Annotated in this window: 23 protein-coding genes; 8 read left to right on the top strand and 15 right to left on the bottom strand. The window is 72.8% G+C overall.

Annotated elements, in window-relative coordinates:
• Positions 1-11: 11 nt before the first annotated feature.
• Positions 12-953: a LysR family transcriptional regulator gene (locus ACGFNU_RS43660; protein WP_392602553.1), complete on the top strand. Its 942-nt coding sequence runs from the start codon at positions 12-14 to the stop codon at positions 951-953.
• A gap of 1 nt (position 954) precedes the next feature.
• Here ACGFNU_RS43660 and ACGFNU_RS43655 read toward each other — a convergent pair whose 3' ends face one another.
• Genes ACGFNU_RS43655 through ACGFNU_RS43645 form a run of 3 tightly spaced genes read right to left on the bottom strand, consistent with a single transcriptional unit; the run spans position 955 to position 3,737 of the window.
• Entirely contained in the window at positions 955-1,179 is a 225-nt protein-coding gene (locus ACGFNU_RS43655) for a hypothetical protein (RefSeq protein WP_392602552.1), read from the bottom strand.
• 30 nt (positions 1,180-1,209) lie between these two features.
• Positions 1,210-2,811, bottom strand: coding sequence for an ABC transporter permease (locus tag ACGFNU_RS43650; protein ID WP_392602551.1), 1,602 nt, complete (start codon positions 2,809-2,811; stop codon positions 1,210-1,212).
• The gene (locus ACGFNU_RS43645) at positions 2,808-3,737 is read right to left on the bottom strand and encodes an ATP-binding cassette domain-containing protein (protein WP_392602550.1); all 930 of its coding nucleotides are present in this window, start codon (positions 3,735-3,737) and stop codon (positions 2,808-2,810) included. Before ACGFNU_RS43645 ends, ACGFNU_RS43650 begins: the two co-directional genes overlap by 4 nt.
• A gap of 90 nt (positions 3,738-3,827) precedes the next feature.
• On the opposite strand from ACGFNU_RS43645, the gene ACGFNU_RS43640 reads away from it, so the two are divergent.
• Together ACGFNU_RS43640 and ACGFNU_RS43635 are read left to right on the top strand one after the other, a co-directional pair.
• Positions 3,828-4,358 carry a GbsR/MarR family transcriptional regulator gene (locus ACGFNU_RS43640; RefSeq protein WP_392602549.1) on the top strand — a complete coding sequence of 177 codons (531 nt, stop codon included), beginning with the start codon at positions 3,828-3,830 and terminating at the stop codon, positions 4,356-4,358.
• A 95-nt stretch (positions 4,359-4,453) separates the two neighbouring features.
• Positions 4,454-5,992, top strand: a complete 1,539-nt coding sequence (locus ACGFNU_RS43635; RefSeq protein WP_392602548.1) for a chromosome segregation ATPase — start codon at positions 4,454-4,456, stop codon at positions 5,990-5,992.
• A gap of 78 nt (positions 5,993-6,070) precedes the next feature.
• Here the strand turns inward: ACGFNU_RS43635 and ACGFNU_RS43630 are convergent, their stop codons facing one another.
• The 3 genes from ACGFNU_RS43630 to ACGFNU_RS43620 all read right to left on the bottom strand — a co-directional run bounded on the left by ACGFNU_RS43630 (position 6,071) and on the right by ACGFNU_RS43620 (position 7,767).
• Positions 6,071-6,286: a hypothetical protein gene (locus ACGFNU_RS43630; RefSeq protein WP_392602547.1), complete on the bottom strand. Its 216-nt coding sequence runs from the start codon at positions 6,284-6,286 to the stop codon at positions 6,071-6,073.
• 143 nt (positions 6,287-6,429) lie between these two features.
• Positions 6,430-7,110 carry a hypothetical protein gene (locus ACGFNU_RS43625; RefSeq protein ID WP_392602546.1) on the bottom strand — a complete coding sequence of 227 codons (681 nt, stop codon included), beginning with the start codon at positions 7,108-7,110 and terminating at the stop codon, positions 6,430-6,432.
• Between the two features lie 141 nt (positions 7,111-7,251).
• Complete coding sequence (locus ACGFNU_RS43620; protein ID WP_392602545.1) at positions 7,252-7,767, bottom strand: hypothetical protein; 516 nt, start codon at positions 7,765-7,767, stop codon at positions 7,252-7,254.
• Between the two features lie 109 nt (positions 7,768-7,876).
• On the opposite strand from ACGFNU_RS43620, the gene ACGFNU_RS43615 reads away from it, so the two are divergent.
• Positions 7,877-8,713, top strand: a complete 837-nt coding sequence (locus tag ACGFNU_RS43615; protein WP_392602544.1) for an arginase family protein — start codon at positions 7,877-7,879, stop codon at positions 8,711-8,713.
• 131 nt (positions 8,714-8,844) lie between these two features.
• A complete protein-coding gene (locus tag ACGFNU_RS43610) occupies positions 8,845-9,651 on the top strand; it encodes an ABC transporter ATP-binding protein (RefSeq protein ID WP_392602543.1) in 807 nt (268 codons plus the stop codon).
• 40 nt (positions 9,652-9,691) lie between these two features.
• Here the strand turns inward: ACGFNU_RS43610 and ACGFNU_RS43605 are convergent, their stop codons facing one another.
• Genes ACGFNU_RS43605 through ACGFNU_RS43590 form a run of 4 tightly spaced genes read right to left on the bottom strand, consistent with a single transcriptional unit; the run spans position 9,692 to position 14,506 of the window.
• Positions 9,692-11,098: an AAA domain-containing protein gene (locus ACGFNU_RS43605; RefSeq protein WP_392602542.1), complete on the bottom strand. Its 1,407-nt coding sequence runs from the start codon at positions 11,096-11,098 to the stop codon at positions 9,692-9,694.
• A complete protein-coding gene (locus ACGFNU_RS43600; protein WP_392602541.1) occupies positions 11,095-12,567 on the bottom strand; it encodes a hypothetical protein in 1,473 nt (490 codons plus the stop codon). The genes ACGFNU_RS43605 and ACGFNU_RS43600 overlap by 4 nt, the downstream gene beginning before the upstream one ends.
• Positions 12,564-13,652 (bottom strand): hypothetical protein, encoded by a 1,089-nt coding sequence (locus tag ACGFNU_RS43595; protein WP_392602540.1) that lies wholly within the window; start codon positions 13,650-13,652, stop codon positions 12,564-12,566. Before ACGFNU_RS43595 ends, ACGFNU_RS43600 begins: the two co-directional genes overlap by 4 nt.
• A complete protein-coding gene (locus ACGFNU_RS43590) occupies positions 13,649-14,506 on the bottom strand; it encodes a hypothetical protein (protein ID WP_392602539.1) in 858 nt (285 codons plus the stop codon). The genes ACGFNU_RS43595 and ACGFNU_RS43590 overlap by 4 nt, the downstream gene beginning before the upstream one ends.
• 176 nt (positions 14,507-14,682) lie before the next feature.
• Between ACGFNU_RS43590 and ACGFNU_RS43585 the strand changes: the two genes are divergently transcribed.
• The gene (locus tag ACGFNU_RS43585; protein ID WP_392602538.1) at positions 14,683-15,123 is read left to right on the top strand and encodes a CBS domain-containing protein; all 441 of its coding nucleotides are present in this window, start codon (positions 14,683-14,685) and stop codon (positions 15,121-15,123) included.
• Between the two features lie 79 nt (positions 15,124-15,202).
• Here the strand turns inward: ACGFNU_RS43585 and ACGFNU_RS43580 are convergent, their stop codons facing one another.
• Together ACGFNU_RS43580 and ACGFNU_RS43575 are read right to left on the bottom strand one after the other, a co-directional pair.
• Entirely contained in the window at positions 15,203-15,826 is a 624-nt protein-coding gene (locus ACGFNU_RS43580) for a class I SAM-dependent methyltransferase (RefSeq protein ID WP_392602537.1), read from the bottom strand.
• 23 nt (positions 15,827-15,849) lie between these two features.
• Positions 15,850-16,242: a VOC family protein gene (locus tag ACGFNU_RS43575; protein WP_392602536.1), complete on the bottom strand. Its 393-nt coding sequence runs from the start codon at positions 16,240-16,242 to the stop codon at positions 15,850-15,852.
• Positions 16,243-16,306: 64 nt separating this feature from the next.
• On the opposite strand from ACGFNU_RS43575, the gene ACGFNU_RS43570 reads away from it, so the two are divergent.
• Positions 16,307-16,987, top strand: coding sequence for a histidine phosphatase family protein (locus tag ACGFNU_RS43570; protein ID WP_392602535.1), 681 nt, complete (start codon positions 16,307-16,309; stop codon positions 16,985-16,987).
• A gap of 97 nt (positions 16,988-17,084) precedes the next feature.
• Here ACGFNU_RS43570 and ACGFNU_RS43565 read toward each other — a convergent pair whose 3' ends face one another.
• Both ACGFNU_RS43565 and ACGFNU_RS43560 read right to left on the bottom strand, forming a co-directional pair.
• Positions 17,085-17,975 carry an NAD(P)-dependent oxidoreductase gene (locus ACGFNU_RS43565; RefSeq protein ID WP_392602534.1) on the bottom strand — a complete coding sequence of 297 codons (891 nt, stop codon included), beginning with the start codon at positions 17,973-17,975 and terminating at the stop codon, positions 17,085-17,087.
• A 26-nt stretch (positions 17,976-18,001) separates the two neighbouring features.
• The gene (locus ACGFNU_RS43560) at positions 18,002-18,898 is read right to left on the bottom strand and encodes an alpha/beta fold hydrolase (protein WP_392602533.1); all 897 of its coding nucleotides are present in this window, start codon (positions 18,896-18,898) and stop codon (positions 18,002-18,004) included.
• 62 nt (positions 18,899-18,960) lie between these two features.
• Between ACGFNU_RS43560 and ACGFNU_RS43555 the strand changes: the two genes are divergently transcribed.
• A complete protein-coding gene (locus ACGFNU_RS43555; protein ID WP_392602532.1) occupies positions 18,961-19,554 on the top strand; it encodes a TetR family transcriptional regulator in 594 nt (197 codons plus the stop codon).
• A gap of 66 nt (positions 19,555-19,620) precedes the next feature.
• Here the strand turns inward: ACGFNU_RS43555 and ACGFNU_RS43550 are convergent, their stop codons facing one another.
• Complete coding sequence (locus ACGFNU_RS43550; protein ID WP_392602531.1) at positions 19,621-20,664, bottom strand: phosphotransferase enzyme family protein; 1,044 nt, start codon at positions 20,662-20,664, stop codon at positions 19,621-19,623.
• Positions 20,665-20,713 lie beyond the last annotated feature (49 nt).

Below are 20,713 nucleotides of genomic sequence, written 5' to 3'. Positions count from 1 at the left end.
ATGCTGAGGGCATGGACGTGGATCTCCAGGGCATGCGCGCCTTCGTGGCCACCGCCGAGGAGATGCACTTCGGCAGGGCGGCCGAACGGATGTACCTCAGCCAGCAGGCCCTCTCCAAGCGCATCCGGCGGCTCGAAGAAGCCCTCGGGCAGCCGCTCTTCGAGCGCACCACGCGCCGCGTCGAGCTGACACCGGCGGGACGGCGGCTGCTCCCGAAGGCCAAGGACGCGCTGGTCGCGTTCGACGCGGCGGTGGATTCCGTGCGGGAGGGCCGGGGGCGGCTGCGGGTGGACGTCTTCGACGAGCGGTTCAGCCCGCTCGGGGTGCTCCGGGATCTGCTCGACCGCGACCCGGAGCTGCGGATCGAACCGAGCATGCGCCAGGGCCTCGCGGTCGCGCTGCCCGCCGTCCGGAGCGGCGAGATCGACGCCGCGTTCGGCCAGGTCCACGACCTCGGGGAGCCACTGCCGCCGGAGCTGGACCACCGGCTGTCGCACGTCCAGCCGATGCACGCCTTCGTGGGTGCCGACCATCCCCTCGCGGGCCGGGAGACGATGCGGCCGGAAGAGTTGCGGGACGCGGGGATCGTGATGCCCGACCCGGGCGACGCCACCGAGGCGCGCGCCTTTCTGACCCGGCTGGCCCGCCGGTTCGGCATTCCGATCCGTTTCGTCGAGCCTGCCGTCGGCCTCCACCACTACGGCGAGCTGGTCCGGCGTGAGGGCCGCGCGGTCGCGCTCGGGGAGGCGTCCATCGAGACGCCGCGGAGCTCGGAGCTGTGGAGTATCCGGCTCGTGGACCCCGTACCGCTCGCCCCGTGGTCGGTGGTGTGGCACCGCCACAACCGCAACGCGCAGCTCCGCCGGATGTTGCGGCTGCTCGCCACGCCGGACCTGCCGTCACCCGACGATCCCGGCTACTGGCTGGCCGAGCCCTACCGGCCGAGCGGCTGAGTCAGCTCATCTCGCCGGCGAAGAGCTCCAGGTGCGCGCAGTTGCGGCACCGGAAGGCGTCCACCCGCCAGCGTTGCTTGCCCATCCGCTTCGCGCCGCCGAACACCCCGCGCTGCAGGGGCCCGGCGATCCAGCGCGCGTAGCCGCGGGAGTGCTCGCCCGCGTCCTCGATGAAGCCGGGTTCGAGGTCGGCGGACCCGCACTGGGTGCACTTCATTTCGGCCATCGCCCCAGCATATAAAGACACGTCCGATGGTCAGCTCGTGATGTCGCGGCGGCGGAAGCCGTAGACGCCGGCCGCGATGAGCACGGCGGTGACGGCGAGCAGCGCGGCGATCGGCGTGACGCTCAGCTCGCCGCCGGGCAGGCGGGGCGAGTGGGCGAACGGCGACACGTCCATGAGCCACTCCGGCAGCTCGAACAGCGGCCCGAGCTCGCCGACCAGCAGGAACGTGACCAGCGCGGCCCAGCCCGCCACGACGAGCCGCGGCGCGAGCCCGAACGCGGCGATCACGATCGAGACGACGACCCAGGCGGCCGGGATATGGGCCAGCGAGGCGCCGGTGAGCCGTCCGACCTCGCCCATGTCGTCGGTCGCGCCGCCGTAGGAGAGCCCGGCGCCCAGCCCGACGGTGACGAGGATCAGCGCGGTGCCCAGCAGCGCGAGGAGGAGGTGGCTGAACGTCCAGCCGATCCGGCCGACGGCGGTGGCCAGCAGCGGCTCGGCGCGCTGCGTGGTCTCCTCCGCGCGCAGCCGCATGGCGGCCTGCACGCCGAACACCGACGCGAACACCGCGACGAAGCCCAGCTCGGTGGCGAGGAAGGCGTCGCTGAGATTCTGCGTGCTGCCGCCGAGCTTCTCGACGAACTCGCGGGCCTTGTCGCTCTCCAGCATGCCGTCCACGTTCGTGGCCATGCTTCCGAACAGCAGGCCGCCGACGAGGGCGCCGATCGTCCAGCCGATGATCGAGCCGCGCTGCAGCCGCCAGGCCAGGCCGAGCGGGCTGCTCAGGCTCGCGGCCGCGTTCGCCGGGCCCGGCCGGTCCGGCAGCAGCCCGGCGCCCAGGTCGCGCCGGGCCACCAGGGCGTAGGCGACGGCGACCATGACAGCGGCGAACGTGATCGTGACGGCGGCGACCCACCACCGGTCGCCCGCGTACGGGCGGAACTGCTGGCCCCAGCCGATCGGGGACAGCCACGACAGCCACCGCGGGCCGTTCTCGTCGGAGGTGTCGCCGACGGCGCGGATCAGGTAGACCGCGCCCAGCACCGCCGAGGAGATGCCGATGGCCGTGCGGGCGCTGCCGGTCAGCTGGGCGACGACGGCGGCGATGGCGCCGAAGGCGATGCCGACGCTCGCCCAGGCCAGGCCCGAGGCGAACGAGCCGGCCGCGGGGAGCCCGGCGGCGACGAGGCCCAGCGCGGCGAGCAGGCCGATCGTCACGTTGGTGGCGAGGACCACCAGGAGCGCCGCGGTCAGCGGGGCGCGCCGCCCGACCGCCGTGGCGCCGACCAGCTCCAGACGGCCGCTCTCCTCCTCCTGCCGGGTGTGCCGGACGACGACGAGGATCGACAGGATCGCGGCCAGCAGCGACCCGAAGATGTTCATCTTGAGCATCGAGACGGCGCCGAGCGAGGTCGGGTCGTAGACCTTGCCGTACAGCGCGACCAGCGACGGGGTGTCGTTGGTGTTGGAGGCGAGCTTCACCCGCGACTCGACCGTGGGATACAGGCCCTTGGTGGACGAGGCGGTCGACGACGCCGTCAGCACGAAGATCGCGGTCCATACGGGCAGCATCACCCGGTCACGGCGGAGGGCGAGGCGGGCGAGGCCGCCGGTGCCCGTCAGCGCGTTCATCGGGACGCCTCCTCCTGTGCGACCCCGGCTCCGTTCGCCCGCAGGTCGTCCTCGTAGTGCCGCAGGAACAGCTCCTCCAGCGTCGGCGGCTGGCTGGTGAGGCTCACCACGCCGGACTGGACGAGCTGCTTGAGCACCGGATCGAGCTTGACGCTGTCGACCTCCAGCTTGACCTTGTTGCCGTCGATCTCGACATCGTGCACGCCCGGCATCGTGGACAGGCCGTTCGGCGGGCTCGCGAGCTCGGCCTGGATCGAGGTGCGGGTCAGGTGGCGCAGCTCGCTGAGCGTGCCCGACTCGACCGCGCGGCCCTTGCGGATGATGGTCACCCGGTCGCAGAGCGACTCGACCTCGCTGAGGATGTGGCTGGAGAGCAGGACGGTGCGGCCGCTGCGGCGCTCCTCCTGGATGCACTGCTGGAAGACCTCTTCCATCAGCGGGTCCAGGCCGGAGGTCGGCTCGTCCAGGATCAGCAGCTCGACGTCGGACGCGAGCGCCGCGACGAGGCCGACCTTCTGGCGGTTGCCCTTGGAGTAGGCGCGGCCCTTCTTCTTCGGGTCGAGCTCGAAGCGTTCGAGGAGGTCCCGGCGGCGCTCGGGGTCGAGCCCGCCGCGCAGCCTGCCCATGAGGTCGATCACCTCGCCGCCGGTCAGGTTGGGCCACAGCGTCACGTCGCCGGGCACGTAGGCCAGGCGGCGGTGCAGCTCGGTGGCCTGCCGCCAGGGGTCGCCGCCCAGGAGCTCGGCGCTGCCGGAGTCGGCGCGGAGCAGCCCGAGCAGGACCCGGATGGTCGTCGACTTGCCGGCGCCGTTCGGGCCCAGGAAGCCGTGCACCTCTCCGCTCGTGACGGTGAGGTCGAGCTCGTCGAGCGCGCGGGTGCGGCCGAACGTCTTGACGAGGCCGCGCACAGAGATGGCGGTATTCATGGTTCAGAACGTACACTAGTTTCACGAAAACGTGAATCTTATGAATCGGATAAACTCTCGGGAGCAGCCGACCTGGGGAGATGATGCCGAGTGACCGACCCGACCCCCTCCGCGTCCAACACTGCGCCCGACGCCGTGCGCGATGACGAGGTCGTGCTGAGGTTCATCGAGCGGTTCACCTCGGTCCTGGCCGAGAGCGGCTGGCCGCGGATGCCGGCGCGGGTGTTCGTGGCGCTGATGGTCACCGACTCGGGTGCCCTCACCGCCGCGGAGTTGGCGCAGATGCTCCAGGTGAGTCCCGCCGCGGTGTCCGGCGCGGTCCGTTACCTCACGCGGTTCCACCTGGCCATCCGCGAACGCGAGCCGGGCTCGCGCCGCGACATCTTCCGGGTGCGCGACGACGCGTGGCAGGACGCCCTGGCGAGCCGCGACGCCCTCCTTGCCCAGTACTCCAGCAGCTTCGCGGAGGGGGCGGACGTGGTCGGGCCCGAGTCCGCCGCCGGCCGCCGGCTCACCGAGGCGACGGAGTTCTTCGAGTTCGTGCGCAAGGAACTCGACGGCCTGATGGACCGCTGGCGCGCGCATCAAGACGCCGTGGCGACGGGCGATCCACGCGACTGATCGTGGGTCTGACCCGGGCCTGATCCGCACGTGGGAGATCCCATATACCCCCCAAGTCACTGCAGCCTCGTGGAAGAGTGCGTATCGTTCATCCCATGCCAAACAGCGATGAGCGCGACACTGGCGGCCTCGGGGAGAAGGTCGCGCCCTCACCGGCCGCGGCCTCCGGCGCCGGCACCACGCGTGAGGGGCAGGTGAACGGCGTCCCCGTGGGGGCACCCTCGCCGGAGCCCGAGACCGCCGTGGCGCGCGTCGGTGACCCGGTCGCGGTGTGGCCGTGCGCCAACTGCGGCCGCCCGGTGCCCCAGCCCGTCGGAGCCGTGCGCACGATTCGCTACTGCCAGGACAACGACGGCTCCTGCGCGCGCGAGGCGCTGGAACGCCGCGAGCGCGGCCGGGACGCGCCGGGCCTCACCGGCCAGGTGGCCTCGGCCTGGGAGATGGTCGAACGCCTGGAGCAGACGGCCGACCTCCTCGCCGAATCGCTGACCTCCGAGCTGAGCGTCGCGGGCGTCGAGAAGCGGGTCGCGGAGGTGCGCGCCGAGGCCGCCCGCGAGCTGTCGATCGCGCAGAACGAGCGCGACGCGTCCCAGCGGCAGGCCGAGGAGGCCTGGCAGGAGGCGGCCTCCGCCCGGCAGCGCGCCGACGCCGCCGAGAAGGACGCCACCAAGGCGCGCGAGGAGTCCAAGCTCGCGACCGCCAAGCGTGACGCCGCCCAGCAGGCCTGGGAGGAGGCGCACCAGATCGCGCAGCAGGCGGTGTCGGCGAAGCTCGCCGCCGAGAGCGAACGCGACCGTATCGCCGCCCGCGAGACCGAACTGCTCGCCGCGCTGGAGGCGAGCCGCGCCGAACTGGTGACCCTGCACGCCAAGGTCGCCGAGACCGAGGGCCTGGCCGAGACGCACCGCGTCGAGGCGGCCGTGGCCAAGCAGGGGGCCGAAGACCTGCGCACCGCGATGCGCGACACCGAGGCGCAGCGCCAGCGGGCGATGCAGTCGGCCAGCAAGGCCGAGGCGGAGCGCACGGCCGCACTGCGCGCGCAGACCGAGGCGGAGGCCGAGGCGGTACGAGCGGCCTCCCGCGCCGAGGAGGCCGTCAAGGAGCGCGACGCCGCCCAGGCACTCGCCCAGCAGGCCACCGCCGAGCGCGACGAGCTCAACACCACGATCAACGACCAGGCGCTCCAGCTGCGCCAGCTGTCGCAGTCGGTCGCCGAGCAGCAGGCCGCGCTCACCGCGCTGGCCGAGGAACGGGACGCGGCGCGCGCCGAAGCCGACCGCGCCCGGCGCCAGATCGACCAGCTGACGCACAACACGCTGTCGTCCAACATGCCGCCCGCGTCGTCCCCGCTGGGGCAGGGCCCGCCCCCGCAGGCCGGCCCGCCACTGCACGCCCCGTCGCCCCTAGGCGCGCCGCCGCCCGCCGGCCGTTCACAGACCGGCGGCTACACCCAGCCCCGCGACCCGCAGCCGCCGGGCCCCTCCCTGCTGAGCGGCCCGTACCCGACCGCCCCCGGCCAGCCCCCCGCAGCGCCCGGGAACCACCCGATGAACGGCGGCAACCCGCCCGCACACGGAGACCGCACGAACGGCTTCGTGATCGACCGAGAAGACCCCCTCTTCGCCGGCCCCTAACCACTGCGGGGCTGGGCGCCGCAGGGACTCGGCAGCGCTGGCCCTGAGTGCCGCGCGCTCAGGGCGGGGGGCCGTCGGTCAGCGTTGCCGGGCGATCAGGTAGATCGCCAGGAGCGAGCCGCCGACGATCAGCACGGCCTGGAACTGCCTTTGAACCGCCGTGTGGCGCAGGTTGGAGACGCGCTGCCTGCCGATGCGCACGTCCCAGAGCGCACGGCGGGCTCGTTCCCACGAGATGCCCATGTAGGCCGCGAGCGCCGCCACGCCGAGGATGAGGAATCCACTTCCGCTCATCTGGCCCGACCTCCGTTGGTCGCGGATGCTCAGACTGAACGCATTGAAGCCATCCTGCCGCGCCGGATTGGCGTCATGCGACACATTTTCGACGCCTCATCCAAGAAGGGGGCGGAAGTCCCGTGTCAGCCGGGACTTCTGCCTCACGTCCTGAAGCGGTCAGGGTCGATCTCGATCCAGATCTGCTCCGCACGGCCCAGCAGCCGCCCGTCCGCCCCGTACGCCGCCGTGGCCGCGTGCAGCTTGCGGCCCTCGCGGCTGCGCGCCAGCCCCATCACGACGCAGTGTTCGCCGGCTTCCGGCAGCGCGGTGACCTGCGCGGTCATCGTGCCGAGCACCGCCGGGCGGCCCGCCGGGTCGAACGCCCAGCCGCCGGGGCAGTCGAGCGCCGCCCATATCGTCTCGGGTGAGGGTGCCTCGGCGGGCGTCCAGGGCGAGGCCACGGTGCCGTCGCCCACCGGGCCGGGTTCGAGGCGGAGGCCGTCACTCTCGGGGCCGCACACGAAGCACCGGGGGAACGGGTGGCTCTCGGTGGTCCGGAATTTCTCCGCCGCCTCCAGCGCCGCCTCGTACGGGACGGGCGGCACCGGCGGCACCACGATCGCGCCGGCGAGCGCCTCGGCGACCAGCTGCTCGCCGTGCCACAGCCGCACGCTGTTGCCGAAGTCGTCCTCCGGCGTGACCGACAGAGGGACGGCGAGCGGCGGCGGGAGGCGCAACGTCACGGTGACCGTGTCGGCCGCGACGTGCCCGGCGAGCAACCCCGCGACGTAGCCGCCGTTGCCCGAGCCGTCGGGCCCGCAGAACCGCGTCTCGATGAACACACCAACCCCCGAAGTACCCAATCCGACCAAAACGCGATCGATCATAATGAGGTGGTCGGACATCCCCGAGCCGGGGGTGCGCGCACGCCCGGCCCCCTCCACATGCGGTTGGACGCCGCGCGGGGAGGGGGAGTTCGGGTCTCAGAGGGCGCGGGACGGCTGGGGGCGCCCCGGGCGGGTGGTGAAGAACACGGAGAACGAGCCCTTGAGCCGGGCGCGCACCGTCTCCTCGTCGACCGGGCCGTCCGCCGGTACGGGCGTGCGCTCCAGGGCGCGGGCGATGAGCAGCTCGATCTTGCGGTCGGCCACCAGGACCGAGCAGGTGTCGCAGGAGTACCACGGGTAGAGCATGTTGAGCACGGCCACCGCCGTGTCGTCGTCGGACAGCTGGGTGGTGTCGAGCTCGACCTCGAACATGTCGGTGTCCTCGGGGTCGAGCGTGGGGTAGTAGAGCCAGCTCGGCTCGGCGCCGCCGCAGAAGTCGCAGCCGTGGTCGCGCTGCGCCGCGTTGCCGACCGCGAGCTCGAGCTCGTGGTCCCAGGGCTCGACCCGCTGGTTGTGGCGGTATCCCACCCCGTCCAGCGTGCCCTCCCGGTTGTGTGTGACGTCGTGCACCTCACCGCCGCAGCGGGCGCACATGAAGCCGATTTCCTCCATGCCCCCTCCGGTGATCGCTGTGGCACCGGATCTCACAGTATCCGGCACCGGGCCCGCCTCGTACCCTGCTCACGCGGGGAGGACGGTTACAGGTGGTAAAGATAGGCAGATGGTGGACATCTCGGTGGTCGAAGTTCCGCAATGGCAGGGGTCGAGCGTTCCGGTGGCGCGTGCCCGGCGGCTCGCTGACGGCGCGAGCCTCCTGGCGGCGGCCGTACCGGCGGGTCACCGGTACACGATCACCGTGCCCGACGGGGCCGGGGCGGAAACCGGCGAGGTGCGGGGCCTGGACGTCCTCGTCGAGATCGCGGCGGGCACCCGGGCGGGGATCGCGGCGGCGGACGGTGATCTGCTGGTCACCGTCGGCGGTGACTGCGGCGTCGAGCTCGCCCCGGTGTCGGCGGCGGCCGCCCGGCACGGCGACTCGCTCGCCGTCGTCTGGTTCGACGCGCACGGGGACCTCAACACCCCGGCGTCGTCGCCGTCCCACGCGTTCCACGGCATGATCCTGCGCACGCTGCTGGGGGAGGGGCCCGGCGAGCTGCTTCCCGCGCGCCCGCTGCGGCCGGCGCAGGTCGTGCTCGCGGGTGTGCGGGCGCTCGACGCGGGCGAACGCGCGTACGTCATGGACACCGGCATGCGGCACGTGACCGTGGACGCGTTCGAGGACCCCGGCTGCGTCGCCGAAGCGGTCGCCGCCACCGGCGCGCGGGCCGTCTACGTGCACATCGACCTGGACGTGCTGGACCCCGAAGCCTTCGCGTCGCTCAGCTACCCAGAGCCCGGCGGCATCACCCCGGCGCAGCTCGGAGCCGCCGTACGCGCGCTCACCGAACGTTTCGAGCTCGCGGGCCTCGGCATCACCGAATACCAGCCGGACCGCGCCCAGGACCAGGAGACATTGCGCACACTCGTGCCGGAGCTGCTGGGCGTTCCGCTACCGTGAAGATCCTTCTCTGACGCCCGCCGCGCCGGTGATCCCGGCCCGCCTCGCTCGTCATCCGCGATCCGCCGCCACGACGGCCGCCGCCCACCTCCCGCGCGCGCCCCGTGCCGAGCCCCGAACGGGAGGTTCCCTTGTCCCTCGTGCCCGCCGAGACCGACATCGTGCTCAACGCCGACAAGGTGGAGCTCGTCCGTGACCGGCGGCTCCTGCTCGACCAGGTGTCGATGACGGTGCTCACCGGGGAGCACTGGGCACTGCTCGGCCCGAACGGAGCGGGCAAGAGCACGTTGCTCGGCATCCTCGGCGCCTACACCCACCCGACGCGCGGGACGGCGGAGATCCTCGGACACCGGCTCGGCCGGGTGAACGTGCACGACCTGCGCGCCCTGATCGGTCAGGTCAACCCGCGGCATCCGCTGGAGTCGGCGCGCACCGTACGGGAGATCGTGCTCACCGGCGCGACCGGCACCATCGAGCTCGTGCCCCGCTGGACTCCCACGTCCGGCGAACTCCGCCGCGCCGACGAGCTGATCGAGCTCATGGGGCTCACCCGCATCACCGGCGCGCGCTGGCCGACGCTCTCCCAGGGGGAGCGCGGCCGGACCCTGATCGCCCGGGCGCTCATGCCCGAACCGCGGCTGCTCCTCATGGACGAGCCCGCGACCGGCCTCGACCTCGCCGCCCGCGAACGGCTGCTGGCGAGCATCGACGAGATCAGGGAGAGCCGTCCGGGGCTGACCACCGTCCTGGTGACCCATCACCTCGAAGAGCTGCCCGCCAGCACCAGCCACGCGCTGCTGCTGCGCGACGGCGCCGTGCTGGCCGCCGGACCCGCCGACGACGTGCTCACCACCGACCTGGTGAGCACCTGCTTCGACCATCCGGTGACGATCACGCGGGCCAACGGCCGCTGGGCCGCCACCGCCGCCCGCGCCTAGGAGACGCCCCGGCTGTGTGCGAGCCCGGCGGCGTTTGGGGTCAGAGGTGGGAGCGGACGCGGTGGCCGGCGAGGTGGGCCAGGACGGACTGGTTGGCCTCCCAGCCGTCGGGGAACTTGACCGGCACGCCGAGGCGCACCGGTTCGGTCGACGGGTGCGCGTCGAGGAGCTCGGGGATCCCGGCGCGCGCGACGACGATGCACGCGTGCCGGTGCCGGGACGTGAGGACGCACAGCCGCCCCGACTCCAGATGGAACGCGGTCGCGTCGCGGCGGCCGGAGAGCGGATGCAGGACGACCGTCACGTCGTACTCGCGGCCCTGCAGGCGGTTGGCCGTGTCGACGGTGATGCCCGCGCCGTGCTCGCCGAGCGCGGCGCGGATGGCGGTGACCTGGTCGCGGTGGGCGGCGCCGATCGCGATGCGGCCGGCCACCACCGGGGACGTGCCGAGCTCGGAGTGCGCGACGCCGCCGCGCTGGAGGAGCCGCACGGCGAGGGCCGCCGTGGCCTGGATCGCCTCGCCGTCCGTACGGAGGGCGTGCCTGGCGGGAAGCTCGTAGAGGGCCCAGCCGCTGGCGGCCGCCTCGTCCAGCGCGCGGTCGAAGGTGGTGCCCATGCCGCCCGCGCCGAACTCCAGCCGCCGGTCGCCCGGCCCCGTGCCCGAGCGGAACCCGGTGAACGGGTAGAACGCCTCCGACACCACCGGCGCCGCCGACGCGGGAAGCCGCCACGAGACCGGCAGGCGGTGCACGGGCAGGTCGGGGTTGTGCGCGAGCAGCACCGAGACGGCGCTGCGCATCGGGTCCCAGGAGAGCCCGGCCCACCGTTCGACCTCGACCGTGGAGAACGGGTCGAGCTGGCCAGGGTCGCCCACGAACAGCGCCCGCTCGAAACGGCCCGCGATGCGCAGCAGCATGTCCGAGCGCATCTGGTACGCCTCGTCCACGATCGCCCACGGCCACGAGCCGTCGGTGAGCGTCGCCCACTTGGCCGCCGTGGCGATCACGATCGTGCGCTCGGCGAGGTCGTCGGCCTTCGTCGCGACGCGCACCGACGCGTGGGCCGTCACACGCGGGGACGGCACGTAGGTCGAGGCCGACAGGCGGCCGAGGGTCACGTCCGGGTGCTTGCCCGCGATCCGCTCGATCAGGTCGTCGACCTGCTCGTTGGTCTGCGCCACGATCATCAGGCGCTCACCGGCGGCGGCCAGATGCGCGGCGGCGCGGACGACCAGCGTGGACTTGCCCGCGCCCGGCGGCGAGTCGACCACCACGCCGCGGTGGCCGCCGTCCAGGTCGGCGAGGACGGCGTCGACGACCCGGCCCGCCGCGACGGACGGCTCGACGTCCGCGGGCGTCGCCTTCGCGGGAGCCGAGTTCGGGGCCGCCGGGTCCGCGGGCACCAGGGTCAGGGGCACCGGGGTCCTCGTGATCGTCGTATCGCTCATGACCATTCCTCCGCCGCGTCCTCGTCCGTCGGCACGTACTCCTCGGGCGGCCCGCCGTGCGTCCACGGCGTGTCCTCCCGTTCGGGGAACTTCGCCGCGCCCCACGACCCCGCGCCGAGCGAGGTGAAGCACACCCGTTGACCCGGCTCCGGCACGACGCCGGGCTCGGGCACCAGCTTGCGGCCCATGCCGCCCGTCAGTTCCAGCAGCACGCCGCCCGCCGCGCCGATCTCGACGATCTTCCCCTTGAGCGCGGGCCGCGCCGCGTCGCAGACGGTCGTGCCGACGTCCAGTTGGAGCGGGTCGTCGGTCGCGACGCGGACGTGCGGGCGGAGCTTGGGACGCTTGCCCGCCTCGTCCAGCCGGGTCGGGTCGCTTTCGGTCACGATCCCGCCGAACGCCTGGCCCGCCAGCCGGTGCTCGGCCATGACCAGGGGGTCGTCGAACGCCCGCTGCGCGTCGTAGGCGTCCTGCGCGCGTTCGAGGTCGTGCAGGCGGCGCGCTGCCCGGACGGCGGGGTCGCGGCGGGCCTGCGGGTGGCCTTCGTCGAACGTCGAGTGGTACCAGGTGAACGAGTCGCGGTCGCGTTCCCAGCGGGCCGCGACGCTGGCGCCCTCGGGCAGGGCACGCAGCAGGGCGATCGCGTCCCACATCAGCTCCCACGTCGGCCTGAGCTGGCCGTCCAGGACCGAGCGGACGCGCTCCTCGGCGCGGTCGTCGCCCGACTGGTCGTAGGCGGCGATCGCGGGCGCGAGCACCTCGTTGTCGAAGGTGGGATCGGTGGCCGGCCCGGCGGGCGGGCAGGTCACCGGGTCTTCGGCGCGGGCGGCGGCCGCGGGCCCGTCGAGGCCGTCCGGCGGATCGATCCAGCCGAGCAGCGCGGCCAGGTTGCCGTCCTCCAGGGAGCTCTGGCCGGTGGCCCAGTGCAGCCGCAGCGTCTCGGTCATCGTCATGAGCAGGCACGCGCCCGGCTTGTCGTGCCGGTCGGCGAACCACGTCAGCCAGCGCCCGAGCCGCGGCACCGACGGATCGACCGCGTACGGCCCGTCGGTGCGCCGGAACCGTGTCGACCGTCCCAGCATCCGCAGGAACCCGACCCCGGCGCGGTTGGGCAGCAGGATCTGCGGCGCGCCTCCGTACCGGACGCGTTCCTCGCCGTCCTTGCCGGGCGGGAGGTCCTCGGTCGCGCCGCGGCTCGACTCGACGTAGTCCAGCACGAGCTTGGCCAGGTCGGCGGCGAACCCGAACCGCAGATCGCGGTTGCGCGGCTGCGGGACCACGAGCAGCGTCGGCTCGTCCCGCGCCGTGCCGAGCATGACCGCGAGCGGCGCGGCCGCCTCACCGGCGAGCTTGAGCGGCACCATGACCAGCGGCTCGGCGGCGAGATGGCAGTGCCGCACGGTGGCCAGCGGCTGGGCGCGGCCGCTGTCGACGGCCTCCAGCTGAGCCAGCGAGGTGAGCACGCTCATGGGGTGAGCGCCTCGCGGCGCAGGCGGGCGGCGGTGCGGAGCCGCTCGGCGGTCTCGGCGAGGTCGGGCGACGGGTCGAGCGAACCGCCGGCGAGGGCGAGCGCGGTGCCGATCGAGTCGACGCCGCCCAGATCGTCCCGGACCGCCTTGCCGAGCACGCCGGTGGCGCCGCACGCGCGCGCCTCGTCCCGGCAGAAGAACGCCATCTCGCAGCTGGCCATGCACTCGGGCGCGTACCGCGCCTCGACCGTGCGCACGGCGTCCGGCAGCTCCGCGGCCTCCAGGGCGAACGACAGCTCCTCGGGCAGATCGCCGAGGAGCTGCTCGACGCGGGTCAGCCGGGCCAGCTGGCGTTCGAGGACGGCCAGCTGCGGGCGGACGTCGAGCGGCGTCGCGGCGGGCCGGTTGGAGAAGTTCTCCGGGCAGACGAGGAACACCTCGTGCGACACGCGTCCGGCGGGGGCGCCCAGCTCGGCCAGCAGCCGGCGCAGCGCGAGCACGTACACCGCGGACTGCCGGGCGGCGGCCGCGACCTGCTCGGGCTCGGCCTGCCCGTCGATGACCGCGAACGACTTGATCTCGATGATGTGGAAGAGGCCGCGCAGCTGGAACGCGATGACGTCGGGCTCCAGGTAGGCGGGCTGCCCGGCGATGTCGAGACGCAGCAGCGGATGGTCGAACAGCGTGCCCTCGCCGCTGCTCAGCGCCCGTTCGAGCAACCGCCGGGTACGGGCGTGCCGGAGCTCGCGGCTCTCGTTGCCCGCGACCACCTCAAGGTCGTCATAGGCGACCTCCGGCACGTCCAGGCCGAGGCGGTCGCGGAGCAGCGTGAGCAACTCGGCGCAGCCGTCGGCCTTGACCTGGGCCTCGAACGCGTTGCCCCGGGTGATGGCGAACTGCGACTGGCCGAACGGGGCCGGGAAGCCCAGCCGGCGGGCGACGGCGTCCTTGTCCACTCCCGCGGCGTCCATGATGCCGCGCCGCGCGCAACCGGGGTTGGCGGTGAGCGCCGCGATCGTCCGGGCGTCGTGGTTGCGGGGCTCGGCGCCGCCGCGCAGGCGGTCCAGGGCGCTGTCGTGCGTCATCCCTCGTTCTCTCCGTCGGTGGCGCCGCCGCTGCCGGCGCGGCGCAGGGCGTGCAGGCGGCTGCCGAACAACCGGCCGGCGTCGTCGAGCTGGGCCAGGGCGCGCTCGGCGGCCCGCTCCCGCTGCCGGCGGTCGGCCTCCCGGTGGACGTCCAGCTCCGCCCGGGCGGCCTCGGCCAGCACCGCCGGATCGACTGTACCGACCGACCCGGCCGTCGCACCGGGAATGTTGGCCGCGAAACGCCACAGGAGCCGCTGCACGCCGGCATCGTCCGCACCGCGTCCAGGCTGCTCGGCGAGGCGTTCCGCGTGCTCGGCGATCCGGATGCCGGCGATGAGGAAGTCGGTGCGGGCACTGAGCGGTCCGACGATCCGACGTGCCGGTGGCCAGGTGCTCACGGTGAGCAGGCCGCGGGCCGGGGCGAGCAGGTCAGCGGTCAGCGCGGCGCAGAGATAGAAGGGCCGCGCGTACGGAGCCGTCCGGAACGAGCGTTCCTCGTCGCGGCGCAGGCTCGTCAGCCGGGCGCCGGGGATCTCGCCCGGGAAGAACGCCGCGTACACCGAACCGATCAGTTTGGGCGCGGCGGGCGCGCCGAGGAGCGTGAGCGCCTGGTGGACCTGGTCACGGACCGGCACGAGGGCGCGTTGGGCACTTTCCGCCGGGCCTTGGTCGCTGGAGCCCAGGACCGCCTCGTCCCAGGATTCTTCCGCCCGCCGCAGCTCACCGCGCAGCACCCGCGCGGCCTGCCGGTCGCCGTCCGCGATCGCGCGCCGCACCGCCGCGCGCAGCTCCCCGATGCGGGCCTCCAGCGCGTCGGTCGCCTCGGCCGGCGGCACATCGGGAGCGGTGGACATGGCCGAGACAGTAGCGCAGCTTCCCGACAGTTCCAGTAATTTCCAGCTTTACCGCGTGGCCCGGGAGTCACGAGGCTTTGCCTGACCGGGCCGTTCCGTGACGCGGCTTTTGCCCTAGAGATCCGCGTCGTGGGTAATTGTCGGAACGATACGGAGATCGGCCACGAGGGGGACTCATGACCACGGCACGCGACATCATGCACAAGGGCGCCGAATGCATCGGTGAGGACGCCAGCCTGCAGGACGCCGCCCGGAAGATGCGCGAACTCGACGTCGGCTCGCTGCCCATCTGCGGCAACGATGACCGGCTCCACGGCATCATCACCGACCGCGACATCGTGATGGGCTGCGTCGCCGACGGCAAGGACCCGTCCAAGGTCAAGGCCGGGGAGTTCGGCCAGGACCGGCTGCACATGGTCAGCGCCTCCGACGACGCCGACGCGGTCGTGCGCATGATGGAACGCCACCAGATCCGCCGCGTCCCGGTCATCGACAACAAGCGCCTGGTCGGCATGATCAGCGAGGCCGACCTGGCCCAGCACCTGCCGGACGAGCAGCTGGCCCACTTCGTCGAGAACGTCTACGCCCGGAACCGCGGCGCCAAGGCCACCATGTGACACCGCGGCCTGCGCTGCCGGCGCGGTCACCAGCCGCCGTGCCGTTTGGACGGATGGCGGCTGTGGAGCGGCGCCGTGGTCAGCGGGGCTTGCGCCAGGCGATCGAGTAACGCCACAGCAAATGCCGCCGGAAGACCGCGCCGGGCAGCAGGCGTTGCGCCTCGGCGCGCACCTCGCCCCAGGTCATCTCGGGGTCGGCGACCGGCGCGCCGGGGTTGCCCGCCGTGCGGCGCTTGCGCACCCGGTAGAGGTAGTGGGCCGGGAGCCCGGCCGCGCCGAACGCCAGGTCCTTCAACCCCGCGTTGCCGGCCAGGCTGATCACCATCAGGCTGCCGCCGGGACGCAGCGCCCCGGACATCGCGGTGAGGGCCGCCGTGAAGTCCATGTGGTGGATGGTCGCCACACTGCACACGAAGTCGTGGCTCTCGGGCTTCAGGTCGTAGGCGAGGAAGTCGGCCTCGACGAAGTCGACGTTCGCCAGCCCGGCGCTCAGCGTGCGGGCACGTTCGATCATCTCCGGCGCGCGGTCGATGCCGGTGACGTGTTCGGCGCGCCGCGCGAGCCTGCGCACGAGGAGCCCGTCGCCGCAGCCCACGTCGAGGGCCTCACCGCATCCGCGCGGCACCGAGCTCAGCACGAGCCGGTGGTAATGCGTGTTGTGGTTCCAGTACGCGTCGGGCGCGGTGTCAGGCGCGGACGTCATCGTGTTTCCTTCGTCGCCGGATCTTAGAGTGCCCGCGTGTCGCGGCGCAGCGGATGGCCCTCGGGGACCTCGACCAGCACGATACGCACCCCTGCGGGGTCCTCGATCCACATCTCGATGAGTCCCCACGGCTCCTCGCGGGGTTCCCTGGTGATCGTGACCCCGGCGGCGGCGAGGCGTTCGTGCTCGGCCCGCACGTCCCGTACCTGGAGCCAGATCATCGGCGCGCCGCCCTCGCCGGGGGAGTGGCCGCCAGAGACTTCCAGAAACCCCGAGCCCAGGAAGAAGACCGTCCCCGGTGAGTCCGGCGGGCCGAACTCCCGGTAGATCGCGAGGCCCAGCACGTCGCGGTAGAAAAGGCGGCTGGGCTCGGGATCGTCCGGGCGCAGCAGAATCCGGCTGCTCAGTACCTCCATGGTGACCTCCCTGCCCGCCATCCTCTCTTGTTGGCCGCGACCGGGGCATGCCAGCCTGTCACCTGTGCGCGTATGGCTGATCAGACACGGCGAGAGCGAGTCCAACGCGGGCTTGCCGACCAACGGCCCCGGAAGCTCGCCGCTCACCCGGCTGGGCCGGGACCAGGCGGAACGGGTCGCCGCATCGTTCCAGGAACCGCCCGAACTCATCGTGAGCTCCTCGTTCGTCCGCGCGCGGGAGACCGCCGCGCCGACGCGCGAGCGGTTCCCGGAGGTGCCCTACGAGGAGTGGCCGGTCCAGGAGTTCACGTATCTGGGGAGCCTGCACGGGCCCAGTACGACGGGTGCGCACCGCCGTCCGTTCGCCGAGGCCTATTGGGACCGTTCCGATCCCGGCTACGTCAACGGCGGTGGCGGCGAGTCCTTCCACGACCTGATCATGCGGGCTCGTGCGTGCGTGACCCGCCTGGCCGAACGCCCCGAGCAGGAACTCATCGCGGTCTTCACGCACGGGATCTTCATGCGGGCGCTCCTCTGGTCCCTCTTCACGGGCATCGTGGCCCCGGACGCCGCAGCCATGCGCGCGTTCCGCACGTTCACCGCGACCTGCATCGTGCCGAACGGCGCGATCGTCGAGCTGCGCCCGGGCGGTCCCGAAGGCCTGCGGGCGGTGGCCGGAGCCACCGCCCATCTCCCCGCCCCGCTGACGTCCTCGCCGCCCCCCGTGGCCGAGCACACCTCCTGAGAACCCGCCGACGGACGACCCCCGCCAACGGCTCTCACTGCCGGGCGCTCTTACGGCTGGGTGCTCTTCTTAGGGCTGCGCTCTAGGGCTGAGCGCTCTAGGGCTGAGCGTTCCAGGGGCTTTCGGACGGGAAGCTCGCGAAGTAGCTCGCGGCCATGTCTTCGTCGCCATGGCCCAGGGTGAGCGCGCGGCGGAAGCGTTCGCCCGCCGCTTCGGTCATGTCCAGCCGGACGCCCGCCTTGATGGCCGCCTCGGTGATGAGCCGCGTGTCCTTCTCGGCGTTGCGGACGGTGAAGCTCGGCGTGAGGTCGTCCGACAGGATCGCCTTCAGTTTCGCCTGCAGGTAGGGGCTGTCGAGCGGCCCGCCGGTGACGACTTCGCCGAAGAGCGCCGGGTCGAGCCCCAGGGCCTTGGTCAGCGCGATCGACTCGCCGATGATCGACGTCGTGGCTATGGCGTAGTTGACCCCGGCAAGCTTGAGCCGGGTGGCAGCTCCCTCCGCGCCGTCGGAGCCCAGCCACAACGTCTTCTTGCCCATCGCACCGAACACCGGCTCCAGCGCGGGACGCACCGCCTCGGGGCCCGCCGCCAGGATGACCAGTTGCCCCTCCTCGGCGGGCTGCTTGGTCCCTTGGACGGGGGCGTCCACGAACGTCAGCCCGTGCTCGGACGCCAGCGCCGCCAGAGGGTCCAACGCCGCCAGGCCGACCGTGCTCATCTGCGCCCAGATCTGTCCGGAACGGAGGCCCGGCGCGGCCGACTCCATGGCCGCCAGGACACCGTCCCCGTCGTTCAGCACCGTGATGATGACGTCCGCGCCCTCGACGGCCTCGGCGGGTGACCCGGCCACGACCGCCCCGTCGGCGGAGAGCGGCTCGGCCTTGGCCCTCGTGCGGTTCCAGACGTTGACGGCGAGGCCCTCCTTGAGGAGGTTGCGGGCCATCGCGGCCCCCATGATCCCGGTCCCGAGCAGCGCGACGGTCGGCATGAGCTCTCACTTCCTCGTTCGAGTGGTCACACCAGCCTCCCCTCTGCGAGCCGTGGAGATGCCGTTTCCGCCAGGAAGTCGCCGATCACAGCGGCGAGTTCGCCGGGACGGTCTTCGGGGATGGCCGTGTAGCAGTCGGAGATCGTGACCAGACGCGCGTCCGGCAGGAGCTTGGCCAGGCGCCGGCCGTCCTCGGCGGGGAAGAACCGGTCGTCCTCCGCCCGCACGACCAGGGCAGGGCCGGTGAACTCGTGCAGGCGTTCCGCTGTGTTGCGCGTCCACGCGGGGTCGAGGGCCAGCAGCAGGTCCCGGATGTCCCGCCGTACGCCCGGGCTGCGCAGGCCGGGTTCGATGTACGAGCGGATCGCCGCGTCGTCGATCGGATACTTCGCGAACCACCCGTACGTGACCGGCAGGCGCCGGAGCGCGCGGACCTTGAGCGCCCGCAGCGACAGCCAGGCCATCCCCGGCACGTGCGCGGACGCGACGACGAGCCCGAACGGGCTGGGCGGGAAGATGTCGAAGGCGTCGCACGGCGTCAGCACGATGCGCGCGAGGCGTCCGGGATGGTCGACCGCCGTGCGCTGGACGACCGCGCCGCCCGAGTCGTTCCCGATCAGCGTGACGTCGCGCAGCTCGAGCGCGGCCAGGAAGTCGGCCACCACCTGGGCCATCGCGGGCAGCGAGAAGTCGGCCGGCCGCCTCACGGGCACCTCGTGCGAACCCGCGGGCCAGTCGGGGGTGACGCATCGATAGGTGCCGGCCAGCGCGGGGACGACCTTCCGCCACAGATCCCCGTTCACCAGGAAGCCGTGGACGAACACCAGTACCGGACCGTCCTCCGGCCCGGTGACCCGATAGCGGATGACGCCCTGCGGAAGCCGTACCTCGCGAGCCTCACCGAGCGCAGTGTTCCGTGGCATGCGGAGCTCCTCTCATACTCGCAGTATCTAACATAACCGTAGTATGTGAATACGCTGGTCCCGTGCCATCCGTCAAGAGCCGCCGCGAGGAGTACGCCGAGGCGACCCGCCGGGCCCTCCTCGACGCGGGCGCCGACCTGTTCGCCGAACGCGGCTACGCCGCCACCTCGATCGAGGACGTCGTCCGCGAGGCCCGCGTCACCCGCGGCGCCCTCTACCACCATTTCCGCAGCAAGCAGGACCTCTTCGAGGCAGTCTTCGAAGAGGTCGAACTCGGCATCGTCGAAAAGGTGGTCGCCGCCGTCGCCGCGCAGGCCGACCCCTGGAGCCAGGCCCTCGCCGGGATCGACGCCTACCTGGACCTCTGTCTCGAACCGCGCACGCAGGAGCTGGCTCTGCGTCAAGCGCCCATCGCCCTCGGCTGGGCCCGCTGGCGCGAAATCGAGGAACGCCACGCCCTCGGCCTGATCCGCGCGCAGGTCGAGGCCCTGGTGGACGCCGGCCTCATCCGCCGCCGCTCCACGGGCATGCTCTCCGGCATCCTGTTCGGGGCCCTCATCGAGGCCGCCCTCGCCATCGGCGCCGCCACCGACCGTCCCCGGGCCCGCCGAGAAGCCGGCGAAATCCTGCACACCCTGACCCAAGCCCTCCGCTGACCCGGGGTAGACCCAAGCCGCGGCTGAGCCGGGGGCGGCCCAGGCCCTCCGCTGACCCGAGGTTGCTCAGCCGTAGGCGGGGCTTTCGGAGGGGAGTTCGGTGTAGGGCGTCGCGAACAGGTCGAGCGTGAGCTCAAGGTTGGCGGACCACCAAGTGACCAAGCCCGCGTCAGGGGCGGGGAGGCCGCGTCCGATCGGACGGTCGTGGTCCAGGTAGCGGTGCCGCAGCGGCCCGACGTCGCACAGGCGTTCCCACCACTCCCGGTGGACGGCGGACTGGATCTGACCGGCGTCGAGCGGGAAGGCGGCCCGGTGCCCGCGGATGAAGGCCCGTACGCGATCGAGGTCGAGGCCGCGCTCGTCCTCGGCGGCGAACAGCCGGGCGGCCGCGCGCACGACCTCGCCCGCCACCGGGCCTGTGGTCAGCGAGTCCCAGCCCAGGACGGCGGTCACGTTGCCCGAGCCGCCGTAGCGGAGGTTGCCTTCGTGGAAGGCGCCGTGCAGGTGGCCGACCGTGGTGACCTCCATCTCGGGCGGCTGGTGGTCGGCCAGCTCGGCCAGAAGGGCGCGGCGCTCACGCAGGCGGCGTTCGGTGAGGGCGTCGAAGTCGTTCCCCTCGCCCGGCAGCGCGTCGAGCATCTGATCGACGGCCGCCACGGCGTCCGCGGCGCACGGCGTGGGGATCAGCATGCTCTGCTGGACGGGCGTGGTCCGCCGGTCGAGCTCGGCGTGCAGGCCGCCGAGCAGCCCACCGAGGAGCTCGCACTGCCCGAACGTCAGCTCCAGGCCGCCCCGCCGGCGTCCGGACACCCACGGGTGCAGCACGTATCCGCAGCCGCCCGAGGTCACCAGCGTGCGACCGGCGCGGGTGGGCACGGGAGCGAGCACCGGCAGGCCCGCCGCGTCGAGCGCGGTGGTCATCGTGTGCCGGAAGAGCAGAGCGCGCCGGTCGTACGCCGCGTACTCCCGCAGGAAGTACGAGCCGTCCGCGGTGTCGACCCGCCAGCACCGGCCGTCGCCCGCCGGTACCGGCGGCTCGGCGTCCCCGATGTCCCAGCGCTTCAGGAGGCGGGGCGGGGGAGCGGCGGTGTCGTTCTGTGACGTCGGCACCTCGGCACCTCAGCTGATCGAACGAATGTTCTCAGCCCGACGGTACACG

This window comes from Spirillospora sp. NPDC048911, from assembly GCF_043198015.1.
Classification (GTDB): domain Bacteria; phylum Actinomycetota; class Actinomycetes; order Streptosporangiales; family Streptosporangiaceae; genus Spirillospora.
This window is presented reverse-complemented; position numbering and strand designations above follow the sequence as displayed.